Annotated in this window: 21 protein-coding genes and 1 pseudogene; 7 read left to right on the forward strand and 15 right to left on the reverse strand. The window is 65.0% G+C overall.

Annotation, left to right across the window (positions count from 1 at the left end):
• Nucleotides 1-16 precede the first annotated feature (16 nt).
• The 5 genes from BFL43_RS16065 to BFL43_RS16085 form a co-directional block, all read right to left on the reverse strand.
• Nucleotides 17-766 carry an enoyl-CoA hydratase-related protein gene (locus BFL43_RS16065; RefSeq protein WP_084893504.1) on the reverse strand — a complete coding sequence of 250 codons (750 nt, stop codon included), beginning with the start codon at nt 764-766 and terminating at the stop codon, nt 17-19.
• A gap of 40 nt (nt 767-806) precedes the next feature.
• Nucleotides 807-1,865: an ABC transporter substrate-binding protein gene (locus BFL43_RS16070; protein ID WP_084893505.1), complete on the reverse strand. Its 1,059-nt coding sequence runs from the start codon at nt 1,863-1,865 to the stop codon at nt 807-809.
• A gap of 102 nt (nt 1,866-1,967) precedes the next feature.
• A complete protein-coding gene (locus BFL43_RS16075) occupies nt 1,968-2,837 on the reverse strand; it encodes an ABC transporter permease subunit (protein WP_084893506.1) in 870 nt (289 codons plus the stop codon).
• Complete coding sequence (locus tag BFL43_RS16080) at nt 2,834-3,643, reverse strand: ABC transporter permease subunit (protein ID WP_084893507.1); 810 nt, start codon at nt 3,641-3,643, stop codon at nt 2,834-2,836. The genes BFL43_RS16075 and BFL43_RS16080 overlap by 4 nt, the downstream gene beginning before the upstream one ends.
• Nucleotides 3,640-4,491, reverse strand: a complete 852-nt coding sequence (locus BFL43_RS16085; protein ID WP_084893508.1) for an ABC transporter ATP-binding protein — start codon at nt 4,489-4,491, stop codon at nt 3,640-3,642. Before BFL43_RS16085 ends, BFL43_RS16080 begins: the two co-directional genes overlap by 4 nt.
• 122 nt (nt 4,492-4,613) lie before the next feature.
• On the opposite strand from BFL43_RS16085, the gene BFL43_RS16090 reads away from it, so the two are divergent.
• A complete protein-coding gene (locus tag BFL43_RS16090) occupies nt 4,614-5,963 on the forward strand; it encodes a glycosyltransferase (protein ID WP_084893509.1) in 1,350 nt (449 codons plus the stop codon).
• Here the strand turns inward: BFL43_RS16090 and BFL43_RS16095 are convergent.
• The 6 genes from BFL43_RS16095 to BFL43_RS16120 form a co-directional block, all read right to left on the reverse strand.
• Complete coding sequence (locus BFL43_RS16095; protein ID WP_084893510.1) at nt 5,960-7,174, reverse strand: ABC transporter permease; 1,215 nt, start codon at nt 7,172-7,174, stop codon at nt 5,960-5,962. The two genes, BFL43_RS16090 and BFL43_RS16095, sit on opposite strands and share 4 nt — an antisense overlap.
• Entirely contained in the window at nt 7,171-8,067 is an 897-nt protein-coding gene (locus tag BFL43_RS16100) for an ATP-binding cassette domain-containing protein (protein WP_084893511.1), read from the reverse strand. Before BFL43_RS16100 ends, BFL43_RS16095 begins: the two co-directional genes overlap by 4 nt.
• Nucleotides 8,064-8,711, reverse strand: coding sequence for a hypothetical protein (locus tag BFL43_RS16105; RefSeq protein WP_206186688.1), 648 nt, complete (start codon nt 8,709-8,711; stop codon nt 8,064-8,066). The genes BFL43_RS16100 and BFL43_RS16105 overlap by 4 nt, the downstream gene beginning before the upstream one ends.
• Nucleotides 8,708-8,986: a helix-turn-helix transcriptional regulator gene (locus BFL43_RS16110; RefSeq protein ID WP_084893512.1), complete on the reverse strand. Its 279-nt coding sequence runs from the start codon at nt 8,984-8,986 to the stop codon at nt 8,708-8,710. Before BFL43_RS16110 ends, BFL43_RS16105 begins: the two co-directional genes overlap by 4 nt.
• Before the next feature lie 142 nt (nt 8,987-9,128).
• Nucleotides 9,129-10,127, reverse strand: coding sequence for an alpha/beta fold hydrolase (locus tag BFL43_RS16115; RefSeq protein ID WP_084893513.1), 999 nt, complete (start codon nt 10,125-10,127; stop codon nt 9,129-9,131).
• Nucleotides 10,128-10,211: 84 nt separating this feature from the next.
• Nucleotides 10,212-11,336 (reverse strand): NAD(P)-binding domain-containing protein, encoded by a 1,125-nt coding sequence (locus BFL43_RS16120; RefSeq protein WP_240498303.1) that lies wholly within the window; start codon nt 11,334-11,336, stop codon nt 10,212-10,214.
• A 30-nt stretch (nt 11,337-11,366) separates the two neighbouring features.
• Between BFL43_RS16120 and BFL43_RS16125 the strand changes: the two genes are divergently transcribed.
• The 4 genes from BFL43_RS16125 to BFL43_RS16140 all read left to right on the forward strand — a co-directional run bounded on the left by BFL43_RS16125 (nt 11,367) and on the right by BFL43_RS16140 (nt 15,339).
• Nucleotides 11,367-12,098: an enoyl-CoA hydratase gene (locus BFL43_RS16125; protein WP_084893515.1), complete on the forward strand. Its 732-nt coding sequence runs from the start codon at nt 11,367-11,369 to the stop codon at nt 12,096-12,098.
• 174 nt (nt 12,099-12,272) lie between these two features.
• Nucleotides 12,273-13,961 (forward strand): hypothetical protein, encoded by a 1,689-nt coding sequence (locus tag BFL43_RS16130; RefSeq protein ID WP_084893516.1) that lies wholly within the window; start codon nt 12,273-12,275, stop codon nt 13,959-13,961.
• A gap of 143 nt (nt 13,962-14,104) precedes the next feature.
• Nucleotides 14,105-14,563, forward strand: coding sequence for a MarR family transcriptional regulator (locus tag BFL43_RS16135; RefSeq protein WP_084893517.1), 459 nt, complete (start codon nt 14,105-14,107; stop codon nt 14,561-14,563).
• A gap of 113 nt (nt 14,564-14,676) precedes the next feature.
• Nucleotides 14,677-15,339, forward strand: coding sequence for an NAD(P)H-binding protein (locus tag BFL43_RS16140; RefSeq protein WP_084893518.1), 663 nt, complete (start codon nt 14,677-14,679; stop codon nt 15,337-15,339).
• A gap of 7 nt (nt 15,340-15,346) precedes the next feature.
• On the opposite strand, the gene BFL43_RS16145 is transcribed toward BFL43_RS16140, so the two are convergent.
• The 3 genes from BFL43_RS16145 to BFL43_RS16155 form a co-directional block, all read right to left on the reverse strand.
• Complete coding sequence (locus BFL43_RS16145) at nt 15,347-16,261, reverse strand: carbohydrate kinase family protein (RefSeq protein WP_084893519.1); 915 nt, start codon at nt 16,259-16,261, stop codon at nt 15,347-15,349.
• 3 nt (nt 16,262-16,264) lie between these two features.
• A complete protein-coding gene (locus tag BFL43_RS16150) occupies nt 16,265-16,915 on the reverse strand; it encodes a class II aldolase/adducin family protein (protein WP_084893520.1) in 651 nt (216 codons plus the stop codon).
• A 77-nt stretch (nt 16,916-16,992) separates the two neighbouring features.
• Nucleotides 16,993-18,366, reverse strand: coding sequence for a styrene monooxygenase/indole monooxygenase family protein (locus BFL43_RS16155; protein ID WP_084893521.1), 1,374 nt, complete (start codon nt 18,364-18,366; stop codon nt 16,993-16,995).
• Between the two features lie 177 nt (nt 18,367-18,543).
• Here BFL43_RS16155 and BFL43_RS16160 point away from each other — a divergent pair, with 177 nt between their 5' ends.
• Nucleotides 18,544-19,032, forward strand: a complete 489-nt coding sequence (locus BFL43_RS16160; protein WP_084893548.1) for a nitroreductase family protein — start codon at nt 18,544-18,546, stop codon at nt 19,030-19,032.
• 4 nt (nt 19,033-19,036) lie between these two features.
• Here BFL43_RS16160 and BFL43_RS16165 read toward each other — a convergent pair whose 3' ends face one another.
• Entirely contained in the window at nt 19,037-19,429 is a 393-nt protein-coding gene (locus tag BFL43_RS16165) for a VOC family protein (RefSeq protein ID WP_084893522.1), read from the reverse strand.
• Between the two features lie 100 nt (nt 19,430-19,529).
• Between BFL43_RS16165 and BFL43_RS16170 the strand changes: the two are divergent.
• A pseudogene (locus tag BFL43_RS16170) lies at nt 19,530-20,341 on the forward strand (mycofactocin-coupled SDR family oxidoreductase).
• Nucleotides 20,342-20,402: the final 61 nt, after the last annotated feature.

Here is a 20,402-nt window from a genome sequence, read left to right on the forward strand (position 1 = left end):
GCCCGTTCGACGGGGGCTACCGGGCTTTCCATTCCGGCGGCCGCTTCTCGAAGAAAGCATCGATGCCTTCGCGCATGTCGTCGGACGCGAGAATCTTCTCCTGCGCCCGCCCTGTCGCCACCCAGCCGGCAGCGTCGGCCGTTTCGTACTGTTCGTTCAGCGCAGCCAGCGTCGCGCGTACGGCAACGGGCCCTGAGGCGTTGATGTCGTCGGCGAGCACCTGGGCGTCCATCAGTGCCTGCCCCGGCTCGCTGACCACGTTCACCAGCCCCAAGTCGTACGCCCGCTGCGCTGTCAGCCCCGCGCCGGTGATCAGCAGTTGCCGTGCGATGTTGGGCGGCAGCGCGCGGGTGACCCGGAAAAGCGCCCCGGAGGTGGCGACGAGACCACGCGGGGTCTCGGGTAGGGCCATCCGCGCTGTCGTGGAAGCGACGATGAGGTCGCAGGCCAGCGCGATCTCGAGCCCTCCACCCATGCACGGACCCTCGACCGCAGCGATCAGCGGTTTGATCCGCTGACGTCGGATGACGCCGTATTCGCCACCACGGTCGGTACGGGCCCCGGCGCAGTCTTTCAGGTCCGTGCCCGCGCAGAAGACGTTCGGTGTGCCAGTGATGATCCCCGCCCACAGCGAGTCGTCGTCATCGAGTCGGTCGAGGGCTGCGCTGATCCCAAGCGCCATCTCCACGTTGATGGCGTTTCGTTTGCCCTCCCGGTCCAGGTGGACGATCAGGGTGCGGCCCAGGACCTCTTCACGAATCGGCATGCACGAAACGTATCAAGCGGCCCGGCGCGTGGCCCCCGAGTCAGATGGCCTTCTTGAGGTCCGGGTTCTCGGCGTAGACCTCCTGGATGAGCGACATGTCGAACAGCTGCTCCGCGGTGATCTCGTAGCCGGCTTTGGCCAGTGCCTCGATGTTCAGGTCGATCAGCGCGGGCGTCATGGTCAGCAGTCCGTTGGCCTTGCTGTCGTCGTTGACGATCAGCAGATTCTGGGCCTCGGCCTCCTTGGTCTGTTCACCGATCTCGAGCCCGAGGTCTTTGCCGTATTTGGTGACCGCGAGTTCCGCGGATTTCGCGGGATCGGCCACCGCGTCGTACCAGCCCTGGATGTCGGCTTTCAGGAACGCCTTGAGCTTGTCGCGCTCGTTGTCGATGGTCTCCTGCCGGACCACGAGGGTCTCGGCGACCAGCGGCAGGTTGAAGTCGGCGAACAGGAAGTTGGCGTTCGGGAAACCGCCCTCGGCCAGCGTGATCGGTTCGTTCGTCACGTACGACACCCAGCCGTCGACCTCTCCGGTGGTCAGCGGGGTCGGGTCGTACTGGACGGTAATCTTCTGGACGTCGGACTCGACCATTCCGTTGGCGGTCAGCAGCGCCTTGAAGACGTTCTCGTTGGACGCCTGGACCCCGATCTTCTTGCCCTTCATCTCTTGCGGCGACAGGATCGGCGTCTGTGCGCCGGAGACGATGCAGAAGGGATTCTTCTGGAAGGTCGCGGCGATGGTCTTGAGAGCGGCGCCCTGCAGGATGACCGGCGCCGTGAGTTGCGGTGCGGTCATTCCGATCCACACCTTGTTCGACGTCAGGCCGGTTTCGACGCCGGTGCCCGGGCCGCCGCCGGTGATGAGGTCGGGGGTACCGAGACCCGCTGCCTCGTAGTAGCCGTTCTCGATGGCGAAGTACTCGCCCGCGAACTCGATGTTCTTCTGCCACGACAGCTGCACCTTCGGGTTGGTGGCAGAGTCACCACCGCTGTCGCTGCTGCCGGAACTACAGGCGGCGAGAACGCTCGCGCTGCCCACGGCGCCGCCGGCGATCATTGAATACCGAAGGAAGGACCGGCGGTCGAACGTATAGGCCATCTGAGGACTCCTTGTGTTGAGCTGCTTCGAAAGACGGTAGGGCGGCCTGGTTTCAGCCAGATTTCGCGCGCGGATTGCTTTGTTACGTAATCGGGTTCGCCGTTATGTGGGCTGGGTCCCCATCTGGGCCAGGACGAGCTTCTCCGCGACTCCGACGAACGCGTAGAGCACGATGGACGCGACGGTGATGACCAGCACCGACGCCCAGAGTTCGTTGTAGGCGGCTGCGGGCAGGGCTTGCTGCAACGTGGCACCCAGGCCTGTGTTTGTGCCGAGCCACTCGGCGACGGTGGCACCGATCATGGCGCCGGGCACCGACACCTTGGCCGCGGCGAACAGCGCGGGCACAGCCGAGGGGAGCGATGCCATCCTCATCGAGGTCATCCGGGTTCCGCCGTAGGCGACGATGACGTCGTTGATCTGCTTGGGCGCGTTGGCGAGTCCGGTCATGATCATCACCAGGGCGGGGAAGAACACCACGATGCCGCCCATGACGGCGACCACCGCGACCCCGCGCCCGACGACGAGCGTGATCAGCGGCGTCATCGCGACCAGCGGCACCGAACGGAGCAGCATGGCGATGGGCATGAACGTCTGGGCGACGGGCCGGAACATGACGAACAACGCGGCCGCGATGATGGCCGCACCCATGCCGCACACGAAGCCGATTCCCGCGTCCTTCAACGTGATCCACAGGTTGTCGAAGATCTCACCACGGTTTGTCGCCGACGTCGGTTCGGTGAACAGGTAGTGGAACACGTCGACCGGCGTCTTGCCGATGATCGGGCCGATGTCGGGGAACGCCAGCAGGAACAGCCACCAGATCACCAAGATCAGGAAGAAGGAGATGATCAGGGAGCCGACGAATTTGGCGATCTCCCATGTGATCGCCTTGGCGTTGCCCGAGTTGGCCTGCGCCGCAGCGGCAGCGGGGACCGGTGCTGACGGCGGTGCCTTGGTGGTGGCGGTCATCTGGTGCCTGCCATTCCGGTGCTGTAGCGGGTGACATAGGTCGATATCACCGCGACGATCGCGTAACCCACACCGGCGACGGCACCGGCCAGGAGCGCGATGGCCCATACCGCCGGGATGTCGCCGCGCTGCTGGGCGACGATGAGCGCCGGTCCGGCCCCACGTTCGGGCATGGCCAGGAACTCGCCGAGCACCGCGCCGAGCACGGCTGCCGGGGCGGCGATCTTCAGGGCGGCGAAGGTGCTGGGCAGGGCGGAGACAACGCGCACGCGGACGAGCTGGGCGATGGTCCCGCCGCCATACACTTTCACGAGGTCGAGGCTGGCCTGATGTGGCGATCGCAGACCTGCCAGGGTGCCGATCATCGTCGTGAAGAACACGGAGATGGCGGCCAGGAAGATGATCATGGTCTGGACCTCGGCGAAGGCCACCTGGACGATCGGGGCGACGGCGATGATCGGCGTACAGTAGCTGATGATCGCGAGCTGGGTCGCGACCCCTTCGATCAGCGGAATGATCACCACCATGAGTGCGAGTCCGATGGCGAGCACGTTGCCCCACATGAATCCACGTAGCGACAACTCGATGGTCGGGCCGAAGTTGTTGGCGTAGTAGGTCCATCCCTGATCGCCGATGGTCTGCACGACGGCCCACGGAGTCGGGATGGTCCCCTTGAACCATTCGAAATGCCCGGCCGCAGACCAGAGCAGCAGGACTGCGACGATACCGACCGCTCCTGCACCCCATCGCTTCCCGGCAAGTTGCGCGCGCCCGGAGAACTGTGTTGCGGCAGTGAGGGTGCTCACGCCACTCCCACCGTTCCCTTGCTGCCGAAGAGGAGCCCGCTCAGGTGGTCGTGCAGCGCATGGAATTCGGGGGTACGCATCATCTCGGGTACCCGGGGGCGGGGCAGGTCGATCTCGACGGTCTCGAGGATGGTGCCGGGTCGCGGACTCATCACCGCGACCACGTCCGAGAGGAAGACGGCTTCGCCGATGCCGTGGGTGACCATCAGAGTGGTGGCCGGCTTCTCGGTCCAGATCCGGAGCAGTTCGATGTTAAGTCGTTGGCGGGTCATGTCGTCGAGGGCACCGAACGGTTCGTCGAGCAACAGTGCGGTCGGCTTGACCACGAGAGCCCTGGCGATCGAGACACGTTGTCGCATACCGCCCGACAACGTGGCCGGCTTGGCCTTCTCGAAACCTTTGAGGCCCACGAGCTCGATCAGATCCGCGATCGCCGATTTGTCGACCGGGAGTCCGGCGACCTGCAGCGGGAGCTTGATGTTCGATTCGACACTGCGCCAGGGCAGCAACGCCGAATCCTGGAATGCGATGCCAAGACCGTGTTGGGATTGCAGCTCCTTGGGCGACTGCCCGTTCATCAGGGCGGTACCCGCAGTCGCCTCCTCGAGTCCGGCGAGGATTCGGAGCACAGTCGACTTGCCGCAGCCGGACGGACCGAGCAGCGAGAGGAAGGCGCCCTCGGAGGTCCGCAGGTCGACATCGTGCAGCGCGGTCACAGACGAACCGCCGCGCAGGCCCGCAGACTTGAACTCCTTGGTCAGCCCGGAGATGTCGATCCCGGTGCCCAGCGGGCGCGCGGTTTTGGTGGTGGCGACCGGATCGGTGTCCGGTATGTCGGCAGAGCTCATATCCCGCGACGCTAGGCGGCGCTGGTTTCTTCCGCGTTACGCACGCGTTACTGCCCTCGCACCCGGCCTTCGCAAGGCCATCGCATTCGGCAACAACGGTTTTCGATGACTATCGTGCGGTCATGCAGATTGTGCTGATGTTCTATGGGAGCCGCGGCGACATCCAGCCCGGCGTCGCGGCAGGTCTCGAATTGCAGCGACGCGGTCACGATGTCGTGATCACGGTCCCGCCGAACTTCGTCGATTTCGCCACCAGCCTGGGGCTGCGCGCCTACCCGGTCGGCCTCGACACCTCGTCGGTCTGGGATACCCCGGACGCGAAGAAGATTCTTGCGACGAAGAATCCGTACACCAAGTTCAAGCTCGCGACCGCGACGATCAAGGCGGGTTTCGCCGCGTTCGACGAGGACATGATCGCCCTGCTCTGCGGACCCGACCCGGTGCTGTCAGGCGTCGACGCGCTGGTCAGCGGACCGTTGTGCCAGGAGCGCATGTACGGCTTCGCGGAGAAACTCGGCGTTCCGTTCACGGTGATGAGGTTCGGCCCGTTCTCGGAGAACGGGATCATCAGCGCCGTCCCGGGAGTGACCCGCAACCTGCCGTCGACGGTCAACAGGGCGTCGTGGCGTGTGTCCGACGCGCTGACGTGGACATTCACCAAGGGGGCAGAGAACACCTTTCGGAAGAAGCTCGACCTCGGTCCGGCGAGAGGATCCTTGCAGGAGCGACTCACGCGCGACGGTGCCGTCCAGGTGCAGGCCTACGATCCGATCGTGTTCCCCGGGCTCGCCGAGGAGTGGGGTGAGGCGAAGCCGATCGTCGGGTACCTCGATCTCCCCGCCGATGCACGCGGCGGCCTCGCCGAATCGTCCCGGTCCGACCCCGGCCTGTGGTCGTGGCTGACCGAGGGCGACCGACCGGTGCACATCACGTTCGGCAGTGTCCCGGTCCGAGATCCCGATGCGCTGACGGAGACGATCATCCTTGCCACCCGCGCGGTGGGCGTCCGCGCCCTGATCACGATGAAGGGCCGCCCCGACGGCCAGGACCCGGATCATCCGGACGTCTACTACGCGCGGGCCCTCGACCACGGAGCCGTGTTGCCTCAGTGCCGGGCGGTCGTGCACCACGGGGGAGCGGGCACCACGGCTGCGGGCTTGCGGGCGGGGCTGCCCACCATGGTCTGCTCTGGCGGCGCCGACCAGGCCTACTGGGGCGCTCAGATCACGCGTCTGAAGGTCGGCACCGCCACCCGGCTCAAGGGCCTCGACGAGGCCACACTGACGGCGGGTCTGCGCGAGATCTTGGCGCCGGAGACGGACGAGCACGCACGTTTGCTCGCGCAACACATGGTTGCCCCGGATATCGCGGTGTCGCGGGCAGTGGACATCATCGCGGAAATGGGGCCTTTTGGCGGAGTTCACCTGCGGGTTTGCTCGCCAAAAGGCCCCATTTCCGGTCGTCGGGACTAGCCCTTGATGGCTTCCATCCACTTGACGCGGGCACCGGTGCGCAGGATGTTGCGCTGGTAGATGCGGGCGGCCAGCCAGGTGGCGATGGCGCAGGCGATGATCATCAGCACGATGGTGGCGATCACCTGGAAGATCGATGCGTCACCGGTCGCGATCCGCATCGGCATGATCGATGCGGAGAACGGCGGGATCCAGGCGAGGGTCTGCATCAGGGTGCTGTCGAGCGCGTTGATGCCGAAGATCGCGGCGTAGATGACCGCCATGGCCAGGATCGTCAGCGGCGCCGAACTCGATCCCAACTCCTCCTGTCGCGACACGACGGCGCCGGTGGCGGCGTACAGCGTTGCGAAGAACAGGAATCCGAGGATGAACCAGACGATGACGGCGGCGAACATGGAACCTGCTGTGGACGGTACGTCGAGGAGGCCGGTCGCCAGCGCCGTTATCAGGGCTGTGCCTCCGAGTAGGACCACCTGCGCGAACGCCATCAGTCCGATGCCGAGGATCTTGCCCCACAACAGATGCAGCGGTTTGATGGTGGCGAGCAGCAGTTCGACGACGCGTGAGGTCTTCTCCTCGACGACGCCGGCGGCGACCATGGAACCACCCTGCAGCACCGCGAACATGAGCAACGAGACGCCGGTCAAGGCGATGGCGATCCGTTGACCCTCATTGGGTTTGGCCGGTTCGGTTTCGGTGACGTTCAGCGTGGAGTCCGCTGTGATGGCGGCGAGGTCGACGTTCTCGGCCGCGAGGGCCTTGCTCAACCCGTCTTGACTGACGGACGTGCGCAGCACCCCCTCGAGAGTTCCGTCCAGATCGTCCTTGGTGATGGCGTCGTAGCTGTTGCCCGAGCCCGTCGGCACGAGGGCCACCTCGACGTCGCCCTTTTCGGCTTGCGTGCGGGCTTCCTCGGCGTCGGCGATCGGTACGATCTCGATCTTCTCGCCCGACGCGTCACCGACCGCAACGATCGTCTGTGACATCTCCGGATTGTCGCCGACCAGGCCCACTTTGGTGGCCTTGTCGTTGCCGGTGAAGATCGACAGGACGATGATGCCTGCGATGATGACCACCAGCAGGATGATGTTGGTGATGATGAAGGACTTGGTCGCGGCACGGGTGGTGATCTCGCGACGGGCGACCAGGCTGATCGCCCGGCCGGCACCGAGGCGTCCGGAGCTGGGGGTCTGAGACGGCTTGACACTCATGCGGATACAACCTCTCGGAACAGTTCGGTGAGATCGGGCTTGGACAGTGCGAAGTGCGTGACCGGCCCGGTGGCGAGCGCGGCGGTGAGGATGGCTTGTTCGTCGGTGCCAGGGATCAGGCTCACCGTGGTGAGGTCGCCGCGTCGGACGCTGCCCTGCACGCCAGGTAAGTGATCGGCCCATCCGGACGGCGCTGCCGGTGCACCGACGTCCAGCCGGATCTCCCCGGTGGATCTGAGGTCGTCGACCGTGCCGAGAGCTCGCATGGTTCCCTTGGTGATGATCCCGACCCGATCGCACAATCGCTGGACCAGTTCGAGCTGGTGACTGGAGAAGATCACCGGGACCCCCTGCGCTGCTTTCTCTTTGAGCACGTCGCTCATCACGTCGACGGCGACGGGATCGAGGCCCGAGAACGGTTCGTCGAGGACCAGGACGTCAGGATTGTGGACCAGGGCGGCCGCGAGCTGCACCCGCTGCTGATTTCCCAGACTCAGATTGTTGACGTCGTCGTTGATCCGGTCGTGGATCCCGAGTCGGCGTACCCAGGTCTCGACTTGATCGTCGGCTTCGGCCCGCGACAACCCGTGTAGCTGGGCGAGGAACGAAAGCTGTTTGCCCACCTTCATCTTGGGGTAGAGGCCCCGCTCCTCGGGCATGTACCCGATGCGCCGGCGCAGGTCGAGATCGATGGGTTGGTCACCGAGGCGTACCTGTCCCGAATCCGCGCCGAGTACGCCGAGGATGATGCGCATGGTGGTCGACTTGCCAGCGCCGTTGGACCCCACGAATCCGAAGATCTCGCCCGGTGCGACGGTGAAGCTCATGTCCTGCAGGGCCGTGAGGGACCCGTATCTCTTGGTCAGTCTGTCGACGATCAGCGGCGCGGTCACTGGTCCAATCCTCCTGTGTTGGTGGCATTTGTGGTTTCGTGCGGGGGTACCTGGCTGTACTGCGGTGGGTCGTAGACGGCGTAGTCCTCGGGGTCGGGGTCGCTCAGCCACCAGCCGACGATGCAGATCGGGATGCTCGTGGCCGCGACCACCAGGACGATCAGCAGCATGCCGGTTCCATAGATCACCTGGCCGTCGACGGTGTCGGAGCCGCGGGAGATCGCGATGAGCAGCAGGTAGGGAATGAACATCCCGACCCACAGCACCGTGAACGCCAGGGATCGGGCGGCATTGCGCGTCGAGAGCTGAATTTCGTCGAGCGCTGCGGCGGGTGCATCACTGACGTTCAACGTGATGGCACGCAAGACGTAGAGGGCGGGAAGGAAGACAAGGCTGATCAGGACGAGGAACGGCACGACGAACCACATCGTGAAGAACGCCGCGATGCTGCATACGAACACGAGGATCCAGCTCAGGATCAGCGTGATCACGAGTCGTCGGGCGGACCGGCGATTGCGCAGTCTCGGAAATCGGGTTCCCCAGCGTCGCAGGAACTTCTCGTGACTCTTGGCCTGCCAGTTCTCATACCGCAGCCACCACGAGGGCTTCGCCGATTCGGGGATGGCGGAGTTCGGATGGTTCATGACGGCCCTCCGTTGTTGCTGCTGTACAGCTGGGTTGACATCGCGCTGAACTCGTGGCGGCTGAAGACGGCCTCGACCGGAAGCCGGAACACGTCGCAGATGCGAAAGGCCAGATCCAGGCTCGGGTAGTTGTCTGCCCGCTCCAGTGATCCGATGGACTGGACATTCACCCCGACCAGTTCTGCCAATTGCGCACGCGACATCCGGCGCTCCGCGCGTAGGACGCCGATGCGGTTGTAGATCGGCAGGTGCTCTGCCTTCCTGACCGGACTCACAGAACTAAGTGTTGTGAAAACACAACAAGATGTCAATAGCGGCGACCATTTGGTTGTGCGGAATATTTAGCGGTGGTCGCTAATCGGTCGGTGACCAGGCCCCGGCCCTCGGACGTACTCCGCACCAGAGGGTGCCGTCGGCTCAGGAGTTCTCGGCGATGATCATGTCGAGGATGCCGTCGCCGAGGGGTACCTCGGTGCACGGGGCGGTGACCCCGGCGGTGGGGTCGAGCGCGGCGTGGACGAGAGCGATGGTGAACGCGTCGTAGGGCATCCGGAAGTGACCACTCTGGTTTCTCGGGCACACATCGGAGATCACGAGATTCGTGGCCCCGGCACCCCGCAGGCCGGCATTGCTCAGGGGCTGGATCACTTCATCCACCCGCGAGGAGATGGTCGTGTACTCGACACCTGCGACGGTGTCGGTGGGATTGTTCAATCCCTCCAACAGGGGTGAGCCCTGCGACTGCTGCCACAGCGCGGTCGAGACGACTTCCGCGGGCAGCACCGTCTTGGCCAGGTCCATCGAGCCGGGTATCAGTTCGGCGAGCGTGACGAGTCCGTACAGCGTGCTGCCGTAGGTCGGCGACGCCAGGCCGACCCACCGTCTCACCGCGTCGGCGCCCCCGAGCCGGTTGGTGTAGAAGCGCGAGACGGTCGCGCCCTGGGAGTAGCCGACCAGATCCACCTCGGCGGCCCCGCTCGATCGGCGGACTTCGTCGACGAATGCGCCGAGTTGCCCGGCGCTCGTGGGGATGTCCTCGGTGCCGAAGGTGCTCGCCCCCGGCGCGGCGCCGTAATTCAGTGCGTAGACACAAAAACCGGCATCGGCGAGATACGGACCGATCGCGGCATAGTCGGAGTATGCGGAGGAATCCGTGCCGTGCAGGAGAACTACCGGTCGGGGATGTGCCGCCGACGGGACGCAGGTGAAATCGTTCACCCCTGGCGGCACTGCGCCCGGATGGGTGCGGGCGTACCGCGAGGCGTCGGGGTGTGTGCTCTGTGAGGGGGCGGCCATGACGGGGACCTGCGCGACGGAGACGGGGGCCGGCGCTGCGACCGCGGGTGATCCGAGGCAGGTGGCAACGATCGCACCGATCGCCACGGCTACGGTCCTGCCACGTTGTCGCTTGCGCATGCGGCACCTCTTGCTTCGCACGGACCCACTCTGACCTGTACATCTGACCACCGGCGGCGCTGCCTGCGCAGCCGGTCGGTGACTTTACGTCCGTTCGGGGGACCTGGAGAGTACGGCTTGCACCACCCGGGCGGCTTCGCGTCCGGCCCGATTCGCGCCGATCGTCGAGGCCGACGGACCGTAACCCAGCAGTTGCACACGTGGTTCGGCTTCGACCACGGTGGCAAGTCGGCCTGTCATGACGATGCCGCCGCCCGGTCCGCGTAGCTTCAGCGGCGCGAGGTGGTCGAGTGAGCTGCGAAAGCCGGTGCACCAGAGGATGACGTCGACGTCCAGGTGATCGGTGCCGGCCTGCCCAGTGGTGCAATCCCAGCACACGCCGGTCTCGGTGATGCGGGTGAACATCGGTCGCCACTCCAAGATGCCGTCGGCCCTGGCCTGCCGGATCGAGTCGTTGACGGGCAGACCTGTCACCGACACCACGGAGCCCGGTGCGAGGCCGGCGCGCACGCGCTCCTCGACCCGGGCGACCGCGGCGCGGCCCTGCTCGGCGGTGAAAGAGCGTTCGGTGAATCGAGGTTCCGTCCTGCTGCACCAAAAGGTCTGCACCCCGTCGGCGTTGCGTGCAATCTCGATCAGCAGCTGTACGGCGGAGATGCCCGCCCCGACCACCAGGACCCGCTTGCCCGCGAACGCGCCGGGATCGAGGTAGTCGTGGGTGTGTAGCTGTGCGCCGGTGAAGGTTTCGATTCCCGGGACATAGGGGATGAAGGGGCGGTCCCAGGTGCCGGTCGCGTTGATCACGGTGCGCGCCAGCAGGTCTGATCCGTCGGACGCCGTCACCCGGAAATCGTCGCCGTCTTTGGACACCGCGCGGATATGAACCGGACGCTGCACGTTCAGGCCGAACTTCTCCTCGTATTGCGCGAAGTAGTCGGGTACGGCCGTGCGTGCGGGCCAGTGGTCGCATTTCATCCCGAGCGCCTCGGACAATCCGAGGCCCGGGAGGTCGTGGACATTGTTTGCTCCGGCCAAAGTCAGTGTCGGCCAGCGAAATTGCCACGCACCCCCGGGGCCCGGGGAGTGGTCCAGCATGAGGGTGCGGTCACCGAGACCGAACCGGTGAAGGTAGTACCCGGCGGACAGACCTGCCTGACCGCCGCCGATCACCAGCACATCGGTGCGACCTCCGAGGACATCATCGTTCACCACTCAAACAGTAGCTGTACGCTGACCCCCATGATTGGGACCAGCCGGGACGGCGACGTGCTGACCATTGAACTCCAGCGAGAAGACCAGCGAAACGCGCTCAACCACGAACTGGTGGAGGCGCTGTCGGAGGCTTTGACCGACGCGGTCGACGCCGGAGCGCGCGCCATCGTCCTCACAGGTCGGGGCACCGTTTTCTGTGCGGGCGCCGATCTGTCGGGGCCGGTGTACGAGGAGAACTTCCTCGACAAGCTGTTGGCGATGCTCGGTGTCATCGAGAGCATCCCGGTGCCGGTGATCGCGGCTCTGAACGGCCCGGCGATCGGTGCGGGTCTGCAGCTCGCGCTGGCGGCGGACCTTCGGGTCATGGCGCCTACGGCGTTCTGCGGAATTCCTGCGGCCAAAATCGGTGTCACGGTTGACGAGTGGACCATCAGGCGGCTCGTGTCGCTGGTGGGCGCGGGCGACGCTGCAGGGATCCTGATCGGCTGCGACTCGCTGACCTCCGAGCGTGCGTCCGCGGTTGGCTTCGCCAATCGCATCGGTGATCTGGGCGAGGCGCAGCGGTGGGCCGAGATGATCGCAACACTGGCGCCTCTGACATTGCAGCATTACAAGCTGGTGCTCAGCGACGACGGTGCGCGCAACCCGGCTCCCGAGTCCCACCGCGCCGCGATGGTGAAGGCCTGGCAGAGCCAGGACATGGCAGAGGGGCGCGCCGCGCGGTCGGAGAAGCGTCCGCCCGTCTTCACCGGTCGCTGACGCGCCGTTCCGGTAGCTGAATCTCCGGGCCCGCGGCGGCAGGTCCCAAATGTCCGTTTCTAGTGGTTTTCATATCGGTAACACGACAGCAGCCCGCCAGATACATGGCGGCCATAAGTTCAGCCAGTCTTCAGCAAAGAGGGCGCGCGGGATGCTGCACGTGAGGGGATATGAATGTCAGTGGACAACTCGGGGAAGGCGGCGGACCCGTTAGCGGGTGCCGAATTACCCAGCAACATCAATGCGATGAGCGAGACGCTCGAGGACTACACCTTGAGATTCGCCCCTCGCAGCTACCGCAAATGGGGTCCCGCGGTTGTCGCGACCTCTGCTCTCGGCGGTATCGCCTATCTCGCCGACTTTGCCATCGGCGCCAACATCGGTATCGCCAACGGTACCGGTAACGCGCTGTGGGGCATTCTCATCTTCGCGGTGGTCATCGTCCTCACCGGATATCCGCTGGCGTACTACGCGGCTCGGTACAACATCGACCTCGACCTCATCACCCGCGGTAGCGGCTTCGGCTACTACGGGTCGGTGCTCACGAACGTCATCTTCGCGTCGTTCACCTTCATCTTCTTCGCCCTTGAGGGCTCGATCATGGCCCAGGGCCTCAAGCTGGGCCTAGGTATCCCGCTGTGGCTGGGCTACCTGATCTCCTCGGTGATGGTCATCCCGCTGGTGATCTACGGCATGAAGACCCTTGCCACCCTGCAGGTGTGGACCACGCCGCTGTGGCTGGTCATGATGGTTCTCCCGTTCCTGTACCTGGTCATCAAGCATCCCGATGCCATCGGTGACTTCCTCGCGTTCAGCGGCGGGACCGATGCGCAGGGTGGTCACGGCGTCAGCTTCGCCGGCACGATGCTCGCTGCCGGTGTCTGTCTGTCCCTCATCGCGCAGATCGCCGAACAGATCGACTATCTGCGGTTCATGCCGCCCAAGACGCCCGAGAACTCGCGTCGCTGGTGGACCGCCGTCATCACGGCCGGACCCGGTTGGGTGTTCTTCGGCGCCATCAAGCAGATCGTCGGCCTGTTCCTCGCCGTCTACCTGATCATGAACTTCGCCGACGAGGCGGACGTCGCCAACGAGCCGGTGCAGCAGTTCCTGGCGGTCTACGAGGAGTTCATGCCGCACTGGCTGGCCATGACCCTCGCGGTGATCCTGGTCGTCATCTCCCAGATCAAGATCAACGTCACCAACGCGTACTCGGGTTCACTGGCCTGGACCAACAGCTTCACCCGCGTCACCAAGACGTACCCGGGTCGCCTGTTCTTCGTGTTCTTCAACGTCGCGATCGCGTTGGTCCTGATGGAAGCCAACATGTTCAGCTTCCTCAACAACATCTTGAACTTCTACGCCAACATCGCCATCGCCTGGATCGTGGTCGTCGCCTCGGACATCGCGATCAACAAGTACCTGCTGAAGATCTCGCCGAAGGTGCCCGAGTTCCGTCGCGGCATGCTCTACAACTTCAACCCGGTCGGCTTCGTCAGCGTGATCCTCGCCGGTGGCCTCTCGATCCTGGTGTACTTCCACGCGTTCGGTGATGCCATCCAGCCGTACTCACCTCTTATCGCGTTGATCCTGGGGCTGTTCCTGCCGCCGATCATCGCGCTCGCGACGAAGGGTAAGTACTACCTGCGACGCACCGACGACGGCATCGACCTGCCGATGTTCGACGAGCACGGCAACCCGGCCGACGACAAGCTCATGTGCTGCGTCACCGGAATCGAGTTCGAGCGTCCCGACATGCTCATGTCGGCGAAGCCAGGTCCGAACGGAGAGAAGCAATACATCAGTTCGTTGGCCCTCTCCTGTGACAAGACCGGGGAGCACGTGCTGCCCGCCCAGAAGTAGTCCTTCTCGAGCAAACCCACCCGTTCCGGTCAAAACCACGGGGTTCGAACCCCTGGCTTTGGCCAGAACGGGTGGGTTTGTGTTTGGCGGCCTGACGTTAGTTGCACACGCTGACTACCTGTGCAAGCTGGTAACCTGTGCCGATGGGGATCGCAGACGACGCGGTGGAGATCCGATCGCAGGGCTGGCGCACGTTGGCCGCGCTGCACGGGGTTCTCGACACCGAACTCGAACGCGCGCTGCAGCGTGAACACAAACTCTCGGTCGTCGAATACACGGTGCTCGACGCCCTGAGCCGCCAAGATGGCTGGCATATGCGCATGGCGCAGCTGGCCCGAGCGGCCGCCCTCAGCTCCAGTGCGACCACCCGGCTGGTCAACCGCCTCGAGGATCGAAAGCTGCTGCGGCGCATCATCTGCGCGGATGACCGGCGCGGTATCTACACCGAACTCACCGAGGGCGGGCGAGAGCTGCTCGAACAAGCTCGCCCCACCCACGACTCGACTCTCGAGTCAGCTCTCGACGATGCCTGCCGGACACCCGAGCTGGCTCCATTGGTTGCCGCGCTGCACGAGTTGTCGGCGGCCTCGGTGACCGCCTGACCCACCCTGCTCTGGTTTGAGCCGATGACGCCGGTGGAATGCCATCGCTGATGGTCTTGTTGGACCAACAAGTGCCCTAGCAGGGCAAGCCCATCAACGACGAAGGGATTCACATGTCACGTGTTGCCATTATCGGAGGTCACGGCAAGATCGCGCTCCAGCTCGCCAAGATTCTGACAGGCGAAGGGCACGAGGTCAGTTCGCTGATTCGTAACCCGGATCAGTCCGACGACATCAAGGCAACCGGCGCGACCCCGGTCATCGCCGACGTCGAGAATCTCTCCACCGACGAGATCGGTGAGGCCATCAAGGGCCATGACGCCGTGGTGTTCTCGGCCGGTGCCGGCGGAGGCAACCCTGACCGTACGTACGCGGTCGATCGGGATGCGGCCATTCGCAGCATCGACGCCGCCCTGAAGGTTGACGTACCCCGATACCTGATCGTCTCGTACTTCGGCGCCGGACTGGATCACGGAGTCCCCGAAGGGGATTCGTTCTACGCGTATGCCGAGGCCAAGGCCGAGGCGGACGACTACCTGCGCAAGACGACGCTGCTGTGGACGATCATCGGGCCGGGCAAGCTCACCGACGACGCCGGCACCGGCAGGATCGCGACCAAAGAGCGCGGCGCCGACTACGACGGGGTGCCACGCGCGGACGTCGCTGCGGTCATCGCCGCTGCACTGCAGACGCCATCGAGCGTCGGAACCACCATCGATTTCGTCAGCGGCGAGACCCCGATCGCCGAGGCGGTCAAGGGTGCCGCACCCGCGTAACGAGTGGTCAGTCGGGTAGTGACGCCGTCGCTGACGTCCAGTCGAAGTCGCCGTGGTCACTGCCCAGACCCGTCGCCACCACCCCGGCGACCGCACATCCCAGCTGTGCGGCCCGCAGCAGACTGAAATCGTTCAACCGGCCAGCTATGAACCCGGCCGAGAACGCATCCCCGCAGCCACTGGTGTCGACGACCTCGACATCGGTGGCTGCGGCGTGCTCGGCCGCAGTGGCCGTCACCGCCCAGGCGCCGTCGGCGCCCGCCGTCACCGCCACGCATCCCACTCCGCGTTCGATCAGCACGCGGCACGCTGCGACGAGGTCAGTGGCCCCGGTGAAACCGAGTACCTGTTCGTCGTTGGGCAGCAGATAGTCGAGATGCGGCAGAACGGGCTCGATCCACGCCAGCACCCCGGGGTCGCCGGGTGCCAGGATGTCGGCCGAGATGGTCACCCCTGCAGCGCGGATCCGTTCGAGCGTCGGCGCGAGCTCGGCTGGGTTGAGCAGCTCGGGTGCCCCGATGTGTACGTGGTCCGCCGATGTGAGGAGCTCGATCGGGACCTGGTCCAGCGGGTACGCCAAGTTGGCGCCGGGCAGGTGCAGGGCGGGCCGATCGCCGTTGCTCCGTATGGGCAGAACACTCATCGACGTCGGTTGATCATTTACTCGCAGAAGATGTTCGGTCACGACCCCGAAGCGTTGCAGTTGGGTGATCAGCAGGTCGCCGGAGTCGTCGCGGCCCAGGGCCCCGACGGTGGACACTTCAGCTCCCAGTTTGGCGAGGGTGATCGCCGTGCCACCCGCAGGACCGGCGGGAACCAGTCGGATGTGTGGGACCAATACGGCGCCTTGCCCTTCCGGTATCTGATCGACGGGATGTACCACCACGTCGAGAACGTGGGCGCCAAACGTCACTACCTGCATCTGTCATCTCCTGCTGATCGGCGAGTAGCCGCGTTGCGCCGCCGCGATCGCGACCTGGATGAGTTGGTCTTGGCTCAGGGTGGCGCCGCCACCCACCGCGGCCATTCGCAGATAGATCTCGGCCAGCCAATCGACGAGTTCTATTCTTTCGCACGCCATTCCGAGTGTGTCGCCATAGGCGACGGAGCCATGGTTGCGCATCAGTGCTGCGGTGCGCTCGGTCAGCGCATGCGCGACCGCGTCCGTCAACTCCTGGGTTCCGAAGATCTCGTGGGGCGCCACGCGGATCGCCCCGCCCAACAACGCAGCCGTGTAGTGGACAGCGGGTAGCTCGTCGACGAGGTTCGCCACCGCGATCGAGGCGATCGGATGTGCGTGGACCACGGCCAGAGCGTCCGTCGACCGATAGATTTCCAGATGGAGCAACAGCTCCGACGTGGGCTTGTGCTCGGTCTCCTCGACCACCAGTCCGTCGAGGTCGGTCACGACCATCTGTTCGGCGGTCACGTCTTGGAGATCGGCGCCGCTGGGCGTTGTGACCACGCGATCGTCGACCCGCATCGACAGGTTGCCGCCGGTCCCGATCACGAGACCGCGCTGGGCCAGCCGGTTCGCCGCCAGAGCCAGCCCCGACCTCACCAACTCCGCATCCATGAGGTCGAGATTAACCGCCAGTGGCGGCGATCCGGAATGGATCGCCGCCACTGGCCAAAAATGCGTGTCGGGTCAGGTCAGACGGCCGGCTCCAACGCCTGGTACTGCGACCGTGAGAAGCGGCCCGCGGGAGCGAACTTCGCCAGGATCGAGTCGGCGTCCTCTCCCGTGACCTGGGTGATCAGCGACTTCGCATCATCGACCGAGTTGATCGACAGCACCGGGGACGGATCCGACAGCAGCCCGAACAGCGCCGATCCGAACTTCGGGTTGGTCGCCGCCGCCGGGAACAGGACCGCCGCCAGATCGGCGAACTCGGGATCGCGCAGGAAGACCCGAGTCGCCAGGTTTGCGGCATCCACCCGGCTGGTCAGGAAGGTGTTGTACGTGTTGGTTATCCAGGCGTCGTCGAACTCGCCTTCATGGTCCTTGGCGGCGGCGAGGAACTGGGCAGCCTGGATGAAGCCACTCTGGGCTCCCTGTCCGGTGATGGGGTCGTAGGACACGGCGGTGTCGCCCAGTGCGACGATGCGGTGACCGCTTGCGGTGTGTCCCAGTGCTTTCCGGACCACGGGTCGAACAGCTCCCTGGATCCACGAATGCGGGTCTTCTTCGATGACACGGGTGCTGAGTACTTCGGGAAGGTCCCAGTCGAAGTATTCGCGGTGCAGGTCGATGACGACCTTGTGCGCGGAATGGGCGTCGATGACCGACTGGAATCGCCGCTCCCATTCGCTGCCCGGCTGTGCCCAGCCGAGGAATGACCAGGACGGCCCGGCGTCCTTGTGCAGATACGGACCCCACCAGCCCTCGCCCTGATCGGCGAAGTTGAAGGCCTGATGCTTGGCTCCCGCCGAACTCCGATGAGCGAACACGTCATCACCGTGGCCGAGTCCGCCGACTGTGAGGAGCAGAACACTGCGCTGGGGGCTCTGGTAGGGCGACCGCGACTCATCGACCGAGAACAGGTCGGAGAGACCGGCTTTGCCGGTGGCGACGAAGGTGAGGTCGTTCTCGCCGGCGATGGTGTCGAGGCGCTCGGGGTCGACGTTCTCGACGACGAAGCGTCCACCTTTTTCCAGGAATTGCGTCAGGCGCTCATCGACCTTGAGCCGGGTGTCGACACCGACCGCCTCCCAGCCCGGAAAGTCTGCGTCGAAATCGAGGAGTTCGGAGTAATCGTGCCCACTGCCCGTGATGGTCCGCGCGCTGATGCCGGTGACCTGGGGTGCGCGACCCAGGAAATTGTCTACTCCCAGTGCGGTTTCCGATTGCTGCGAAAGTCCGAACGTCACTGCGGTTCCGGTGGCCGGGATGTCCCGGAAGAGGCTCTGCTGATCGCGTTCGCTGTAGACGGTGACGTCGAACCCGGCGTTCAGGAACCCGACGGCTGCTGAAATACCCGTCTGGCCGGCTCCGATGATGGCGACGGAACGGTTGGTGCTGGTCATTCGGCGATCTCCAATGCTGGTCGAATCATATTTGTCTAGAGGCGAATACGGAGAGCATCCGCCCCGGGTCGGATCAGCGGAACCCTTCGGATCAGCGGGAGATTAACTATCGGCGGAATGTCCGACGTCGATGCGAGGCCTGCGACACTGAAGCCAACCGTCGACGTGAGGACCACTGTGACCGACCTGCTGCCACTGAACCCCGATGAGCTGCTGACCACCACGCGTACCGTGCGCAAGCGGCTCGACCTGGAGCGACCTGTGCCCGTCGAGGTGGTTCGCGAAGCGCTCGAGGTCGCGTTGCAGGCACCCTCTGGCAGTAACAAGCAGAAGTGGCACTGGCTGATCGTCACCGATCCAGAACTGAAGAAGAAGGTCGCGGAGTACTACGCCGCCTCGCATGCCGCGTACACAGGGGCGGTGGACCCGGCCGAGGATCCGTCGCGAGCCCGGATCGTCTCGAGTTCGAAGCACCTCGCGCAGGTGATGGGGGACGTGCCGGTGTTGGTCATCGGGGCCATCGAGATCGACGAGGACGACCTGCCCGCAGGCAATCAGGCCGGCCTCTGGGGATCGCTGCTGCCCGTGGCGTATACCAAGGGCACCGACTTCAAGCCTGCACCCCGCAAAGACCTCGACTCGGTCATACACCTCAACGGGTGGTGACGCGCTAGAAGCCCAGGCGCTCGAACCCGTGGCTGACGGCCTCGACGTTGTTTCCGTCTGGGTCGCGGAGAAAAACGCCGTAGTAGGTCGGGTGATACTCGGGCCAGACGCGCGGCTCGTGCAGGATCTCCGCGCCTGCCGTGACGGCGAGAGCATGCACCTCGTCGACGACTTCGCGGCTCGCGGCGGCCAGCGCGAGATGCACCGGCCGAACGCCGGGGTCCACGAGCGGCCCGAACCAGAGTTCCGGGAAGTCGCCGTTGCCGAGTGCGACCAGCAGGCCATCGGGCCCGTCGAATCGCATCACTTCTTTCACCCCAAGTGGCTCGAAGACGCGAAGGTAGAACGCCGCGCTCGCGCCGGGGTCGGCGGACTGCAGACTCAGGTGGTCGATCATGGCCCTGATCGTAGTCCGGCGGGGCCGTCCTGACGTGCGGGTTCGCCTCTCCTGCCTAGAGTGTGGGCGTACTGCACCGAACCGAGAGTGGGTAGCGCACGTGGGACGTCTTACCAACAAGGTCGCATTCATCACCGGGGTTGCCCGCGGGCAGGGTCGCGCGCACGCGGTTCGCCTGGCACGGGAGGGCGCGGACATCGTCGGCGTCGATCTGGCAGGCCCGTTGCCCGGGTGCCGTACGAGTCGGCGACGCCGGCCGACCTCGCGGAGACCGCCGGGCTGGTCGAGGCCGAAGGTCGAAAGGCGTTGCTGCGGCAAGGAGACGTCCGGGACCTCGATGGATTGAAGGTCTTGGCCGCAGATGCCGTGACCGAGCTCGGTGGCCTGGACATCGTGGTCGCCAATGCGGGCATCTGTATCCCGGCGACCTGGGATGAGGCGACGCCGGAGATCTTCCGCGACCACATGGACATCAACGTGACCGGCGTCTGGAACACCGTGATGGCGACGGCGTCTCATCTCATAGATCGTGGCGGCGGTTCGGTCATCTTGATCAGCTCGTATGCCGGAAAGAAGGTGCAGCCGTTCATGGTGCACTACACGACCAGCAAGCACGCGGTCACGGGCATGACCAGGGCCTTCGCGGCCGAACTCGGGGCGCACAGTATTCGCGTCAACAGCGTTCACCCAGGTGCGGTGAGCACGCCGATGGGTTCCGGGGACATGGTGGCGCGGATCGAGGAGACCAACGCGGCGAACCCGAAGCTCGCCTCGATGGGCACCTCGTTCCTCGAGCAGTTCTTCGCCGAACCCGAAGAGGTGGCGAACGTCGTCGCCTTCCTCGCATCGGACGAGTCGTCCTTCATGACCGCCGAACACCTGTCCGTCGACGGCGGTGCCCAGTACTTCTGATCCCGATCTTGGTGGGTTGTGGCGAGCGTTTGCCCAGGTCGGCGCCGCCAGAACCCACCAA

The organism is Williamsia sp. 1135 (assembly GCF_002095395.1).
Taxonomy (GTDB): Bacteria; Actinomycetota; Actinomycetes; order Mycobacteriales; family Mycobacteriaceae; genus Williamsia.

Excerpts from the sequence above, each read along its gene's own strand:
- BFL43_RS16165 (WP_084893522.1), bottom strand. The coding sequence starts at position 19,429 with ATGATCGACCACCTGAGTCTGCAGTCCGCCGACCCCGGCGCGAGCGCG.
- BFL43_RS16115 (WP_084893513.1), bottom strand. The coding sequence starts at position 10,127 with ATGCGCAAGCGACAACGTGGCAGGACCGTAGCCGTGGCGATCGGTGCG.
- BFL43_RS16140 (WP_084893518.1), top strand. The coding sequence starts at position 14,677 with ATGTCACGTGTTGCCATTATCGGAGGTCACGGCAAGATCGCGCTCCAG.
- BFL43_RS16065 (WP_084893504.1), bottom strand. The coding sequence starts at position 766 with ATGCCGATTCGTGAAGAGGTCCTGGGCCGCACCCTGATCGTCCACCTG.
- BFL43_RS16155 (WP_084893521.1), bottom strand. The coding sequence starts at position 18,366 with ATGACCAGCACCAACCGTTCCGTCGCCATCATCGGAGCCGGCCAGACG.
- BFL43_RS16130 (WP_084893516.1), top strand. The coding sequence starts at position 12,273 with ATGTCAGTGGACAACTCGGGGAAGGCGGCGGACCCGTTAGCGGGTGCC.
- BFL43_RS16145 (WP_084893519.1), bottom strand. The coding sequence starts at position 16,261 with ATGCAGGTAGTGACGTTTGGCGCCCACGTTCTCGACGTGGTGGTACAT.
- BFL43_RS16095 (WP_084893510.1), bottom strand. The coding sequence starts at position 7,174 with ATGAGTGTCAAGCCGTCTCAGACCCCCAGCTCCGGACGCCTCGGTGCC.
- BFL43_RS16125 (WP_084893515.1), top strand. The coding sequence starts at position 11,367 with ATGATTGGGACCAGCCGGGACGGCGACGTGCTGACCATTGAACTCCAG.
- BFL43_RS16105 (WP_206186688.1), bottom strand. The coding sequence starts at position 8,711 with ATGAACCATCCGAACTCCGCCATCCCCGAATCGGCGAAGCCCTCGTGG.
- BFL43_RS16085 (WP_084893508.1), bottom strand. The coding sequence starts at position 4,491 with ATGAGCTCTGCCGACATACCGGACACCGATCCGGTCGCCACCACCAAA.
- BFL43_RS16090 (WP_084893509.1), top strand. The coding sequence starts at position 4,614 with ATGCAGATTGTGCTGATGTTCTATGGGAGCCGCGGCGACATCCAGCCC.
- BFL43_RS16070 (WP_084893505.1), bottom strand. The coding sequence starts at position 1,865 with ATGGCCTATACGTTCGACCGCCGGTCCTTCCTTCGGTATTCAATGATC.
- BFL43_RS16075 (WP_084893506.1), bottom strand. The coding sequence starts at position 2,837 with ATGACCGCCACCACCAAGGCACCGCCGTCAGCACCGGTCCCCGCTGCC.
- BFL43_RS16150 (WP_084893520.1), bottom strand. The coding sequence starts at position 16,915 with ATGGATGCGGAGTTGGTGAGGTCGGGGCTGGCTCTGGCGGCGAACCGG.
- BFL43_RS16135 (WP_084893517.1), top strand. The coding sequence starts at position 14,105 with ATGGGGATCGCAGACGACGCGGTGGAGATCCGATCGCAGGGCTGGCGC.